Annotated in this window: 10 protein-coding genes; 5 read left to right on the top strand and 5 right to left on the bottom strand. The window is 66.0% G+C overall.

Features of this window, described 5'->3' with window-relative positions; translation table 11 throughout:
- Nucleotides 1-27: 27 nt before the first annotated feature.
- Nucleotides 28-2,418 (top strand): TonB-dependent receptor, encoded by a 2,391-nt coding sequence (locus NJH59_RS11030; protein WP_043864319.1) that lies wholly within the window; start codon nucleotides 28-30, stop codon nucleotides 2,416-2,418.
- 7 nt (nucleotides 2,419-2,425) lie between these two features.
- Here NJH59_RS11030 and NJH59_RS11025 read toward each other — a convergent pair whose 3' ends face one another.
- Nucleotides 2,426-3,781, bottom strand: a complete 1,356-nt coding sequence (locus NJH59_RS11025; RefSeq protein ID WP_054916250.1) for an amidase — start codon at nucleotides 3,779-3,781, stop codon at nucleotides 2,426-2,428.
- A gap of 13 nt (nucleotides 3,782-3,794) precedes the next feature.
- The gene (locus NJH59_RS11020) at nucleotides 3,795-5,126 is read right to left on the bottom strand and encodes an MFS transporter (protein WP_043864317.1); all 1,332 of its coding nucleotides are present in this window, start codon (nucleotides 5,124-5,126) and stop codon (nucleotides 3,795-3,797) included.
- A gap of 247 nt (nucleotides 5,127-5,373) precedes the next feature.
- On the opposite strand from NJH59_RS11020, the gene NJH59_RS11015 reads away from it, so the two are divergent.
- The 4 genes from NJH59_RS11015 (at nucleotide 5,374) to NJH59_RS11000 (ending at nucleotide 10,489) form a co-directional block, all read left to right on the top strand.
- The gene (locus NJH59_RS11015; RefSeq protein WP_229589130.1) at nucleotides 5,374-6,372 is read left to right on the top strand and encodes a LacI family DNA-binding transcriptional regulator; all 999 of its coding nucleotides are present in this window, start codon (nucleotides 5,374-5,376) and stop codon (nucleotides 6,370-6,372) included.
- A 110-nt stretch (nucleotides 6,373-6,482) separates the two neighbouring features.
- On the top strand, nucleotides 6,483-6,998 hold the full coding sequence (locus tag NJH59_RS11010) for a sigma-70 family RNA polymerase sigma factor (RefSeq protein WP_043864315.1): 516 nt from the start codon (nucleotides 6,483-6,485) through the stop codon (nucleotides 6,996-6,998).
- The gene (locus NJH59_RS11005) at nucleotides 6,985-7,941 is read left to right on the top strand and encodes a FecR domain-containing protein (protein WP_253086777.1); all 957 of its coding nucleotides are present in this window, start codon (nucleotides 6,985-6,987) and stop codon (nucleotides 7,939-7,941) included. Before NJH59_RS11010 ends, NJH59_RS11005 begins: the two co-directional genes overlap by 14 nt.
- Before the next feature lie 91 nt (nucleotides 7,942-8,032).
- Complete coding sequence (locus NJH59_RS11000) at nucleotides 8,033-10,489, top strand: TonB-dependent receptor (RefSeq protein WP_116052783.1); 2,457 nt, start codon at nucleotides 8,033-8,035, stop codon at nucleotides 10,487-10,489.
- Between the two features lie 9 nt (nucleotides 10,490-10,498).
- On the opposite strand, the gene NJH59_RS10995 is transcribed toward NJH59_RS11000, so the two are convergent.
- The 3 genes from NJH59_RS10995 to NJH59_RS10985 form a co-directional block, all read right to left on the bottom strand.
- Nucleotides 10,499-11,656, bottom strand: coding sequence for an MFS transporter (locus NJH59_RS10995; RefSeq protein WP_043864312.1), 1,158 nt, complete (start codon nucleotides 11,654-11,656; stop codon nucleotides 10,499-10,501).
- Nucleotides 11,657-11,732: 76 nt separating this feature from the next.
- Nucleotides 11,733-11,870 carry a hypothetical protein gene (locus NJH59_RS10990; RefSeq protein ID WP_168186857.1) on the bottom strand — a complete coding sequence of 46 codons (138 nt, stop codon included), beginning with the start codon at nucleotides 11,868-11,870 and terminating at the stop codon, nucleotides 11,733-11,735.
- An 86-nt stretch (nucleotides 11,871-11,956) separates the two neighbouring features.
- Nucleotides 11,957-13,177 carry an MFS transporter gene (locus tag NJH59_RS10985; protein WP_043864311.1) on the bottom strand — a complete coding sequence of 407 codons (1,221 nt, stop codon included), beginning with the start codon at nucleotides 13,175-13,177 and terminating at the stop codon, nucleotides 11,957-11,959.
- Nucleotides 13,178-13,302: the final 125 nt, after the last annotated feature.

Here is a 13,302-nt window from a genome sequence, read left to right as displayed (position 1 = left end):
CACCCCTGCGCGCCCGAAGGATTCTGCATGCCACTCGCCTCTGCCCCTGCCCTGTTGAAACGCCCCCTGGCCCTGCTCATTGCACTCGCCAGCGGCGCCGCCACCGCCGCGCCACTGGACATCCCCGCCGGCCCCCTGGCCAGCCAGTTGAACCAGCTGGCAAGCCAGGCCGGTATCTACCTGGCCAGCGACGCCGCCCTGACCGCCGGCAAACAGAGCCGGCCCGTGACCGGTGCAAGTACCCCTGAGCAGGCCCTGCACGGCATGCTTGCCGGCACGGGCCTGAGCGTGGTGCGCACTGGCGAAAACCGCTACCAGCTGATCACCGCCCCCACCGGCAACGCCGTGGAACTGGGCGCCACCAGCATCAACGGCGCAGGCCTGGGCGAGACCACCGAGAACACCGGCGCCTACACCACCGGCCAGACCCGCACCGCAACCAAGCTCGGCCTGTCATTGCGCCAAACCCCGCAGTCGGTCACCGTGATCCCGCGCCAGGTACTGGACGACCACAAGCTTGCCTCGCTCGACGATGTGGTCAAGTTCACCCCCGGCCTGTCGAGCAACCACCGCGACAGCGACCGCTATACCTTCTACTCGCGCGGTTTCCAGATCCAGAACATACAGTACGACGGCATCCCGACCCAGGTGGCCAACGAGTCGCAGCAATTCACCAGCACCCTGTCGGACATGGCGATCTACGACCGTGTCGAAGTGGTGCGCGGTGCCACCGGCCTGCTCAGCGGTGCGGGCTCGCCCTCGGCCACCCTGAACCTGGTGCGCAAGCGGCCCACGGCCGACTTCCAGGGCTACGTCTCGGGAGAAGCCGGGGCCTGGGACCGCTACCGGGGCGAATTCGACGTCGCCGGCCCGCTGACCGACTCGGGTGCGGTGCGCGGCCGCCTGGTCAGCGCCTATGAAACCGCCAACTCGTTCGTCGACTGGTACAAGACCGACAAGCGCGTGATCTACGGCGCACTGGATTTCGACCTGAGCGAAAGCACCCTGCTGCGCGTGAGCCTGGACTACCAGAACAACAACTCCGACGGGGTCAGCTTCGGGCACATTCCGCTGTTCAACAACAATGGCAGCGCGACGAACTTTTCCCGCTCGTTCAACCCCGGAGCCCGCTGGAGCTACCTGGACAACACCCAGTACAACTTCACCAGCGTGCTGGAGCAGAAACTCGCCAACGACTGGAGCCTCAAGGCGTCCTACAGCCACCAGTACGCCTACCGCCGCGGCGTGACCGGTTCGGCCAGTGCCGGGGCGCCCGACCCGCAGACCGGCGCTGGCGTGTCGATGTACATCAACCGCCTGGACAGCTACCAGACCCAGGACAACGCCGATCTGTACGCCAGCGGCCCGTTCGAGCTGGGTGGGCGCGAGCATGAACTGGTGGTGGGTGCCAACATCGCCTACACCCACCTCAACTACCCGACCTATCAACGTGCCAACCCGGCGGTCGACGATATCAACCAGTGGGATGGCAACCCGGGCGGCAAGCCGCACCTGTCCAAGACCGAAGAAAGCCTGACCCGCCTGAGCCAGTCGGGCACCTACACGGCCCTGCGCCTCAAACCCTATGACCCGCTGTCGATCATCCTCGGCACCCGGGTCAGTTGGTGGGATCAGAAAGACGACAGCAGCGACGAACTGACCGGCGCCAGCACCAGCCGCGACCGTACCAGAAAATCCGGCGTGGTCACCCCGTATGCCGGTGTGGTGCTGGACCTGAACGACACCTTCTCGGTGTACGCCAGCTACACCAACATCTTCCAGCCGCAGACCTACTACAAGACTGCCAGCAACACCTCGCTGGAGCCGCTGCAAGGCGACAACTACGAACTGGGCATCAAGGGCGAGTTCTACGACGGTGCGCTGAATGCGAGCCTGGCGCTGTTCGAAGTGCAGCAGAAGAACACCCCGCAGTACGTTGGCGAGTCGCCCCAAGGGCGCGAAATCTACCGGGCCATTGCCGGTACCACCACGCGCGGCATCGAAACCGAAGTGTCCGGCGAAGTGCTGCCGGGCTGGAACATCATCGGCGGCTATACCTACCGTGAATCCCACGACAAGGACGGCAATCGGGTCGAAACCAACCAGCCGATGAACCTGTTCAAGCTCGGCACCACCTACCGCCTGCCGGGGCAGCTGAACCGCCTGACCGTGGGCGGCAACCTGGTCTGGCAGAGCGACATCTACGCGGTCAACGGCACCTACGGCACCAAGGCACACCAGGGTGACTACGGGGTGGTCGGGTTGCTGGCCAACTATGCGGTGGATGAACACCTCACGGTCGGCCTGAACCTCAACAACCTGTTCGACACCCATTACTACGACGGCCTGGGCACCTTCAACTCAGGCTCCTACGGCGAACCGCGCAATGCCATGGTGAATGCCAAGTGGACGTTCTGAGGCTGCATCAAGTGCGAACGTAGCGCTGCGCCAGCAACTGCAGCAGCTGATCGTCGGCACCCGCCGCACCGATCACCTGCAGCCCCACCGGCATGCCCCGCACCTGCCCTGCCGGCAGGCTGATGGCTGGCAGGCCGGTGAGGTTCCAGGCACTGGTGTAACTGAGCACTGCAGCACGCACGTCGATACGTTGCTCACCCACCTGTACCTCGCGTGCATCCACCGGCGTCGCGGTGATCGGCACGCTGGCCGAGACCAGGAAGTCATAACGCTCGAACAGCCGCGCCATCGCCGCCTTGAGCCGAGCCTGGCCGGCCTGGGCGCGAATGTACTGCCAGCCCCTGACCTCGCGTGACAGCTCAAGGCGTTCGCGCACCTCCTGCTCGAACAGCTGCGGCGCCGTCTGCATGCGCTCGGCATGCACGTCGTAGGCCTCGGCGCGCTGCAGGGTGAGCAAGGTGTCCTTGAGCTGCGCCACCAACGGCTCCAGCTCGCCGGTCTGCTCCAGTGCATCGCCAAACAGCTGCTGCGCAGCCTGGTACACCTGCCCCTGAACGTCGGCGTCCAATGGCCCGAAAGTGCCCGGCTCGATCCAGCCTACACGCAGCGGGCGACGCAGCGTGGCCGGCGCGCAGGTACGCGCGGCGATCACTTCGAACACTACCCGGGCATCGTCCACATGGTTGGCAATCGGGCCCACGTGGTCGAGGCTCGACGACAGCGGGAACACCCCGTCCAGCGGCACGGCAGCGAACGACGGCTTGAAGCCGACCGCGCCGCACAACGCCGCCGGAATGCGGATCGAGCCGCCGGTGTCGGTGCCCAGTGCCAGCGGCACCATGCCGCTGGCCACCGCCGCTGCACTGCCAGCGCTCGAACCGCCGGTGATGCAGCGCGCATCCCACGGGTTGCGCGCCGCGCCCTGCAGCGAGCGGTCGCCGGTGGGGCCATAGGCGAACTCGTGGGTCAGGGTCTTGCCCACGATTACCGCGCCGCCCTCGCGCAGGCGCTGCACGCACAGGGCGTCCTGCGTGGGGCGAAAGCCTTCGAAGTGCGCCGAACCATAGGTGGTCACGTGGTCGAAGGTGTCGATGTTGTCCTTGATCGCTACCGGTATGCCGTGCAGCGGGCCCAGGTCCAGGCCCTGGGCAAACAGTTCGTCGGCCTTGCGCGCCTGCGCCAGCGACACTTCGGCATCCACGGCGACAAAGGCATTCAGTGCCGGGTTCAGGCGCTCGATGCTGTCGAGCGCGGCCTGGGTCAGCTCGACACTCGTCAGGCTGCCGGCGCGCAGGCGCCGCGCCAGGTCGCCGACCGACAGGCCAAAAAAGTATCCAGTGTGGGTTGGCTTGGCCAGGTTCATACAGGCAACTCCATCAAACCGTTGCAGGTGTAGGGGAAGGGACAACCTGCCGGCTGCCGGGGCGCACCATCAGCATCGCGCTCATGCCCAGGGCCGTGGCCACGGCGGCGGCCACGAACATCGACGAGTAGCCATAGCGCACGGTCAGGTAGCCGGTGAGCATCGGCGCGATGAACGAGGCGGTGTTGGCGATGAAGTGGGTCATGCCGCTGTAGGCACCGACGCGGTTGGATGGCGCGGTGTCGATCACCACCGCCCAGTAGACCGAGTTGGGCAGCGCGTTGAGGGCGTTGGCCAGGGTCATCAGGGCGATCACGCCCCATACGGTCTGGGCCTGCGACACCAGCATGAAGCACAGCGTGGTCAGCAGCAGGCAGGTTGCGGCCAGCCAGCTGCGCGCCACCTTCAGGTTGCCGGTGCGACGCAGCAGCAGGTCGGAGATCTTGCCGCCCAGCAGCACGGTGAAGCAGGCGCCGGTCCACGGGATCATGCCCATGTACCACAGCGACGACAGGTTGTAGTGGAACTCGTCCTGCAGGTACTTGGGGGTCCAGGTCAGCAGCAGGAAGGTGACGTACACGAACGAGAAGTAGCCCACCGCATTGAGCAGCAGGTCCTTGTTCTTGAAGAAGTGCCAGATCGGCGCAACGCTGGTGGTCGGGGTGCTGGCGTTGGCGGCAGCGGCGCGCTCCTGGCGCAGGAACTCGCGCTCGGCCTCGGACACCCGCGGGTTTTCATCCGGGGTGTTGGTGAAGCGGGTCATGAAGAAGATCAGCAGCGCCAGGCTGACCACGCCCAGTACCACGAACATGCTGCGCCAGTCGCCGGTCAGGGTCTGCAGGCCGACCGCCACCGGGGCGGTGAGCAAGGCGCCCAGCGGTGTGCTGAGCAGGCCCACCGAGACCACGAAGCCGCGTTCCTTGGGCGTGGCCCAGTTGGCCACGCTCTTGTTGATCACCGAGTACGCCGGGCCTTCGGCAAAGCCGAACAGCACGCGGATGGTGGCAAAGCCGGCCATGGCCGAACCGCCCATGAAGGCCAGGCCCATGTCGCCGGCAAAGGCGGTGGCGATCTCGAAGATCGACCAGGTGCCGCCGGCGATCAGCCATACGCGCTTGGCGCCGAAACGGTCGGCCAGGATGCCGCCGATCAACGCACCGACGATGTAGCCGTAACCGAAATAGCCCAGCACGTTGCCCCAGTCGGCCTTGTCGAAACCGTACTCGGGGAGAATGCTGGCCGAGGCATACGAAATGGCACCACGATCGATGTAGTTGAGCAGCGCCATCAGCATGATCAGGAAGAAAATCTGGTAGCGAAAGCGCGGAACGGGTGGGTTGTTCATAGGGATCTGACTCTTCAAGTGATGGCAGAAGTCAAAAATGCGGCCGCGTCCGGCGTATTTTTATTGTGTTGCCCAAACGTTTGGGTTGAGCGAATGTATTCACACAAAAACATTTAGTCAATCGTTTGGGTAAAGGTTGTTTGCCGAGACAAGCCGTCGATTGGGTTAGAATCGCGCCCCGAAATCAGCCACGGTTGGAAGCCCCTCGAACATGCCCACTCCATCACGCCCTGCCACCTTGAAGTCCATGGCAACCGCCCTCGGGGTGCACGTTTCCACCGTGTCGCGGGTGCTCAATGGCGACCCTGCCGGGGTCGAGCGCGCGGCATCGGCCGAGGTGGTGGCGCGTATTCGCGCGTTGGCGAAAGAGCTGGATTATCGGCCGAACACGCAGGCATCCAACCTGAAGTTGCGCAAAAGCCAGGAGATCTGCGTGCTCATGCCGCGCCTTACCGACCTGGTGATGGCGACCATCTACGACAGCATCGACGCCGCCGCCGAACAGGCTGGCTACCTGACCTTCGTGTCCAATACCGACGATCAGCAACCCCGCCAGCTGGCGCGGGCCGAGCATGCCCTGCGCCGCTCGGTGGCGGGGTTGATCGTGGGCGACTCGCACGTGGGCGAGCAGCAGCCACTGCTGGAGCTGCTGGGGCGCAAGCACATCCCCTACGTGCTGGTCAGCCGGCAGATTGCCGGGCACCTCACGGCGGGCAGCGATGACGAGTTGGGCGGCTGGCTGGCGGCCGAGCACCTGTACCGCCTGGGCTGTCGCGACGTGGCGATCCTGGCGGGCGAGCGGCACGCCTCCACCGGTGCCGACCGCACCCGCGGCTTTACCCGGTACTACCGCGAACAGGGCATTACCCTGCGCCCGGAGTGGACGCTCAATGGCCCGTTCGACAGCCTCACCGGGCACAAGCAGGGCGAGTACCTGCTGGGGTTGAACCCGCGCCCCCAGGCGTTTTTCGCGGTGAACGACTTTCTGGCCATCGGCCTGATGGGCGCCGCGCGGGACAAGGGCCTGGAGCCGGGCAAGGACATCGCCGTGGTGGGCTTCAACGACACACCATTGGCCAACGAACTGATCGTGCCGCTGACCAGCGTGCGCCTGCCGCTGGCCGAGATGGGTCGGCATGCGGTGGAGTTGCTGCTCAAGCGCATCAAGGGTGAAGCGGTGGAGTCGATCATTCTGGCGCCGCAGTTGCAGGTGCGGGCGAGCTCGGGATTGCGGGTGGCTGGCTGAAGAACGGCTGGCAAAGAGGCCCGCACGCCCACCAATTGCATCGCGCCCTGCTCCCCGCATAGAATGCGAACGATTCACAATCACTTCTTGCGCGCAGGCCCCGACCGACGATGCCCACCAGCGACACGCTCCCTCCGTCCGAGGTCGACCTGCTCTACCGTACCCACCACTCCTGGCTCAACACCTGGCTGCAGCGCCGCGTTGGCTGTCACGCCCACGCCGCCGACCTGGCCCAGGATACCTTCGTGCGCCTGCTCAAGGCTCGCCACGCGCACCCGCTCAAGCAGCCGCGTGCCTACCTGAGCAGCATCGCCCGCGGCCTGATGATCGACCAGTTCCGCCGCCGCGCGCTGGAACAGGCCTACCTCGAAAGCCTGGCCCACCTGCCCGCCGCGCACGCGCCCAGCGAAGAACAGCGCTGGATGATCCTCGATACCCTGCAACGCCTCGACCGCCTGCTGATGCAGCTCAAGCCACGGGTGCGCCAGGTGTTTCTGCACGCGCAACTGGACGACATGAGCTGCCCGAAAATCGCCGAACAGCTGGGTGTGTCCCGCGCCACGGTGGAGCGCGACCTGGCCAAGGCCATGGGCGTCTGCTATCGGTTGCGCCATGCCCGGGGCTGAGCCAGCACCGGGCCAGGCCCACGTCGACCAGGCCATCGAATGGCTGGTGCAACTGCGCTACAACACGCCCACCGTACAGGCCGAACAGGCCTTTGGTCGCTGGCTCGACCAGCACCCGCACAACGCCCTGGCCTGGGCCCAGGTCCAGGCCATGAGCGAGGAATTCAGCAGCCTGCCCCGCGAGCTCAGTCGGCGCACCCTGGAGGGCACGCAGCGACGCAGCATCGGCCGGCGCGACAGCCTCAAGCTGCTGGGCCTGCTCGGCGCCGCCGGCACCCTGGGCTGGGTCGGTCGCGATCCGCTCGGGCTGCCCACCCTGCTGGCCGACAAGCACACCGCCACCGGTGAGCGGCGCACCTTCCACAACAACGACGGCAGCGTGATCCAGCTCAACACCGCCAGCGCCATCGACCTGCGCTTCGCGGCCGACCTGCGCGCGCTGAGCCTGATCCAGGGCGAGGTGTCCATCGATACCGGCAACGACCCACGCCCACTGCGCGTGACCACCCGTGACGGTGTACTGCAAACGCAAGGCTCGCAATTGCTGGTACGCGAACGTACCGACGGCACCCTGCTGGCGGTGCGCCAGGGCAGTGTGACGCTGTACCCCGGCAACGGCACCGCGCCGCGCATCGCCCGCCCCGGCGAGCAACTGCTGTTCAGCGCCAGCGGCCAGGTCGGCCCGGCCGTGACTCACGCCGACCCGTGGGGCTGGCGCGAAGGCGTGCTCAGCGTGCAGCGGATGCCCCTGGGCGAGTTCATCGCCGAGCTGTCGCGCTACCGCCCCGGCGTGCTGCGCTGCGCCGAGGCGGTGGCCGGGTTGAAGGTGTTCGGCACCTATCAGCTGGCCGACACCGACCAGATCCTGGCGCTGGTGGCCGAGGCACTGCCGATTCGCATCGACTACCGCACCCGCTACTGGGTCAGTGTCAGCCCGGCTTGAATCTGTTTGAAAAATAAATGAGGTGGTTTCTCATTCAGCTTCGGCCTGTAGGGATAAAGGCGAAACGTCTGTCTCTTCTCAGGAGCCCCGAATGATCCACCCCAGTGTTGCCCGCCCCGATCCCCTTCAGCGCGCCGTGCGTGGCGCCTTGCTCGGCCTGGCCCTGAGCGCCGCCGCTGCGCCGTTGCTGGGCGCTGCCGCACCTGCGGCCACCCAGCAGGTGCAACGCTGGAACATTCCCGCAGGGCCCCTGGACGCAGCGCTTGAGCAGATGGCCCGCCAGGGTGGGCTGAACCTGTCGTATGACGCCGCCAGCCTGCAGGGCAAGACCACCGCCGGCGTGTCCGGCAGCCACGACAACGCCCAGGCCCTGGCGCTGCTGTTGCAGGGCAGCGGCGTGCAGGTGCAGCAGAAGTCGGCCAACAGCTTCCTGCTGCTGCCGGCGGTGGACATCGGCGACGCCCTGGAGCTGGGTGCCACCAGCATCTCCAGCGACCGCCTGGGCGAAACCACCGAGCACAGCGGCTCGTACACCACCGGTGCGGTGACCATCGGCAAGATGCCCCAGACCCTGCGCCACACGCCGCAATCGGTGTCGGTGCTGACCCGCCAGCGCCTGGACGACCAGAACATCACCAACCTCACCACCCTGATGGAGCAGACCCCGGGTGTGGTGGTCGACTACGTCGACAGCGAGCGCGTCACCTACTACTCGCGCGGCTACCAGATCGACGCCATCCAGTATGACGGCGCCACCGTGGTGCAAGGCAGTGGCGGCGGCTCGTTCATCCAGAGTGACTCGGCGATCATCGACCGCGCCGAGATCCTGCGCGGCGCCACCGGCATGCTGCGCGGCGCGGGCAACCCCTCGGGCACCGTCAACCTGGTGCGCAAGCGCCCTACCCGGGACTTCCAGGCCTCGGCCAGCGTCACCGCCGGCTCCTGGGATGCGCAGCGCTACGTGGCCGACCTGTCGGGCGCGTTGACCGACAACGGCGCGATCCGAGGCCGCATGATCGCCGTGCACGATGACAAGGACTCGTTCCAGGACAGCCGCATGGAGCGCAAGAACGTGTTCTACGGCGTGCTGGCCGCCGACCTGGGCGAACGCACCACACTCACCGGTGGCATCGAATACACCGAGCTGGAGGCCACCGGCTCGTGGGGCGGCCTGCCGGCCAACTTCGATGGCTCGCCGCTGAAGCTCTCGCGCAGCACCTACCTGGGCGCCGACTGGAACCGCTGGAACCGCAGCAACCTGCAGACCTTCGCCGAACTCGAACATGTGTTCGACAACGACTGGACGCTCAAGGTATCGGGCACCCGCACGCAGTTTCGCCTCGACGACCACGGCTTCAAGCAGACCTACTTCACCCGCGCCAGCACCACCAACCCCTACCTGATGAACTACCAGGTGACCGAGGGCGACGGCGGCGAAAGCGAGCAGACCAACCTCAGCGCCACCCTCAACGGCCCCTTCCAGCTGCTGGGCCGCGAGCACGAACTGATGGTGGGCGTGGAGCGCATCCGCAACGACTCCACTGCCTCGGCCACCAACTTCACGGCCTCCGGGGTGTTCGACATTCGCGAATGGGACCCCAAGACCAGCCTGCCCGAGCCGTCGATCAACATCAGCGCAAAGCCGGTGATGACCCGCACCACCCAGCAGGCGGCGCACGCCACCTGGCGCATCTCGCTGGCCGACCCGTTGACCGCGGTGATCGGCGCGCGCATCAACTGGTACGACTACGAGCAGGAAAACAACCTCAAGACCTCAGGCAAGTACAGCGTCGACCGCGAGATCGTGCCGTATGCGGCGCTGATCTACGACCTGAACAACAACCTGAGCCTGTACGGCAGCTACACCGAGATCTTCAACCCGCAAAGCGCCACCGATGCGTCCAACGCGGTGCTCGACCCGGTCACTGGCGAAGCCTACGAGCTGGGCATAAAGGGCGAGTTCTACGATGGCAGGCTCAACACCTCGCTGGCGGTGTTCCGCATCTACCAGGTGGGCAACGCCCTGGATGACCTGGGCAGCCCCGACCCGTGCCTGCCCAACTACACCAGCGGCCACTGCAAGGTGGCCGCCGGCAAGAACCGCAGCGAAGGGTTCGAACTGGAAGTGACCGGCGAAGTGCTGCCCGGCTGGCAGGTGTCGGGCGGCTACACCTACACCACCACCGAGTACCTCAAGGACACCCTCAGCAACACCGGCAACGTGCTGCGCCCCACCGACCCCAAGCGCCAGTTGAAGCTGTTCACCAGCTACCGCCTGCCGGGGGCATACGACGCCTGGACCGTGGGTGGCGGGGTCAGTGCGCAAAGCGACATCTACTCGCGCAACGGCAATGCCGTGGCCTCGCAAAGCGGCTATGCGGTGTACAGCGCGCTGCTGGGCTACCGCTTCAACCAGCACTATTCGCTGCAGCTCAACGCCAACAACCTGTTCGACAAGCACTACTACAAGAAGGTAGGCGCCACGGCCACGGGGTACTACTACGGCGACCCGCGCAACGTCTCGCTGACCCTGCGCGCAAGCTTCTGAGGCCGGCCGCTACTGCGCGGTGCGGGCCGCATAGGCCTTGCGCCGCGAGCTGCGGGCAAAGCACACGAACAGCGCGGCCATCGCCGCCAGTGCCATCGGCAGGCCATGGGGGGCGACGTCCATGGCCGCGCCACTGACCAGCGGCCCCACCAGGCTGCCCACACCCCACAACAGGCCGACGCTGGCATTGGCCGTGACCAGGTCCTGGCCCTTGAACTGCTGGCCGATCAGCACCAGCGCCAGCGTATACACCCCGCCCGCCACCGCCCCCAACAGCACCAGCGCCGGCCACAGCAGCCACTGCACCTGGATAAGCCACGGCAGCGCCAGGCCGATCAGCATCGCCACCACGCCGCACACCAGGTGTACCGTGGTGCGCTCGCAGCGGTCGGCCAGCCAGCCCAGCGGCAACTGGAACAGCATGTCGCCGGTCAGGATCACCGTGACCATCAGCGCTGCCACGCCCACCGCATAGGCGTGGTTGGTGGCGTACACCGGCAGCAGCGAGAGAATCACCGCATCGAAGAACGAGAAGAACAGCACGCCCATGCACAGGGCCGGCGCCACACGAAAGAAGCCGCCCAGCGTAAAGCTCTTCTCGCCGTCGTCACCGTGCTCCACATAGTCGTTGGGCACTGTCCACACGATGCTCGCCAGGGCCAGGGCATAGCAGCCGCTGACCACGATGATCACCCAAGGGCTATGGGTGCCGAACAGCGCAAGCATGGTCGGGCCGAGCATCTGGCAACCGGTGAAGGCGGTGGCGTACAGCGCCATGACCTTGCCGCGGTTGTGCTCTTCGCTCAGTTCGTTGACCCAGGATTCGCCCAGGATGATCGCGATCCCCATGCCCACGCCCATGCCCAGGCGCAGCAGGCCGAGCAGCCAGGTGGAGTCGAACGCCCACTCGATCAGCCCCACGCTCAGGGCGCACAGGCCGAAGCTGAGCAGGTAGATGGTGCGCCGGGTGAGGTGGCGGCAGCAGGCGTCCACCAGGAACGCCGAGAGCATCATGCCGGCAGCGGGCGCGGCCGACAGGATGCCGATGTGCAGGGTGCTGGCCCCGGCATCGAGCAGGCGCAGGGAAACCAGTGGCAGGGTGGCGCCCAGGCTCAACCCTACGATCGAAACGGCGAACAGAAGGCCCGCCAGCAAACGCGTGTTCATCTACAACTCCGAAACCCGCCGACGCGCACATGCGCGCAGGCATCAACATGACTGTGTTCTGAAAGCGACGGTCAGTTCAGGCGCGCGGAGGAGAAAAGGTGAAGGCGAACAGGACGCTGCGCCGACGCTTGAGCACCGTATCGCACGGCCAGTCGCACAGCAGGGCCTGGACTACCGGCGGCTTTGCTGCGCAAGGACGGGAGAAACGTTTCATGGGTCGACTACAGGAAAAGGAAGGCCGGCACTCTAGGTGAAACCCCGGCCAGGCGTCAATCGCATCGACGCCTGGCCGGCGCGCTGTCAGCGCTTGCGCGTGGACGGCAGCAGAATCGCCAGCAGCCCGAACAGCGGCAGGTACGAGCACAACGTGTACACGTACTCGATGCCGTGAATGTCTGCCAGGTAGCCCAGCAGCGCCGCGCCGATACCGCCAAAGCCGAACATCAGGCCGAAGAAGATCCCCGCGATCATGCCCACGTTGCCCGGCACCAGCTCCTGCGCGTACACCACGATGGCCGAGAACGCCGAAGCCAGGATGAAGCCGATGATCACGCTGAGCACGCTGGTCCAGAACAGGTCGGCATACGGCAGCGCCAGGGTGAACGGCGCCACGCCCAGAATCGAGAACCAGATCACCGCCTTGCGCCCGATGCGGTCGCCGATCGGCCCGCCGAAGAAGGTCCCGGCAGCCACCGCCCCCAGGAACAGGAACAGGTACAGCTGCGAACTGGCCACCGACAGGTCGAACTTCTCGATCAGGTAGAAGGTGAAGTAGCTGGTCAGGCTGGCCATGTAGAAGTACTTGGAGAACACCAGCAGGCCCAGCACCACCAGCGCGCCGATCACCCGGTTGCGGCTCAGGCCGTGGGTGGCGGCCTGGCCGGCCTTGGCCTTGAACAGCGCCAGGTGGCCGCGGTACCAGCGGCTCAGGCCGTAGGTGACGATCACTGCAAACAGCGCGAACAGGCCGAACCACACCACGTTGCCCTGGCCGAACGGGATGATGATGGCGGCGGCCAGCAGCGGCCCGAAAGCCGAGCCGGCATTGCCGCCGACCTGGAAGGTCGACTGCGCCAGGCCGAAGCGCCCGCCCGAGGCCAGGCGCGCGATGCGCGAGGTTTCCGGGTGGAAGGTCGAGGAGCCGATGCCCACCAGTGCCGCAGCCAGCAGAATCATCGGGAAGCTGCCGACATACGCCAGCATCACGATGCCCACCAGGGTGCACAGGGTGCCCAGGGGCAGCAGGTTGGGCATCGGCTTGCGGTCGGTATAGAACCCGACGGCCGGTTGCAGCAGCGAGGCGGTGATCTGGAAGGTCAGGGTAATCAGCCCCACCTGGGTGAAGCTCAGCCCGTAGTTGGCCTTGAGCAGCGGGTAGATCGACGGCAGCACCGCCTGGATGAGGTCGTTGATCAGGTGCGCCAGCGCACAGGCAGCGATGATTCGCATCACCAGCGGGCTGCTCTGGCTGGGCGCGCCGGTGCTGGCGTGCGTACTTGACGGGGCGGTGCTCAAGGCCATGGGAAAACGTCCATCGGGTGGTCGGGATCCAATTATCCAGAATTCGTTAGCAAGCGCACTATTCTTTTCAGTGAGTGAGTGGGCTACTTGTTAATAATTCTCAGTAACGCTAGTCTGCGGCGCGA

Origin of the sequence: Pseudomonas sp. VE 267-6A (assembly GCF_024126555.1) — a bacterium.
Classification (GTDB): Bacteria; Pseudomonadota; Gammaproteobacteria; order Pseudomonadales; family Pseudomonadaceae; genus Aquipseudomonas; species Aquipseudomonas palmensis.
The sequence above is the reverse complement of the archived record's forward strand: the minus strand, read 5'-3'. Positions and strand labels throughout refer to the sequence as shown.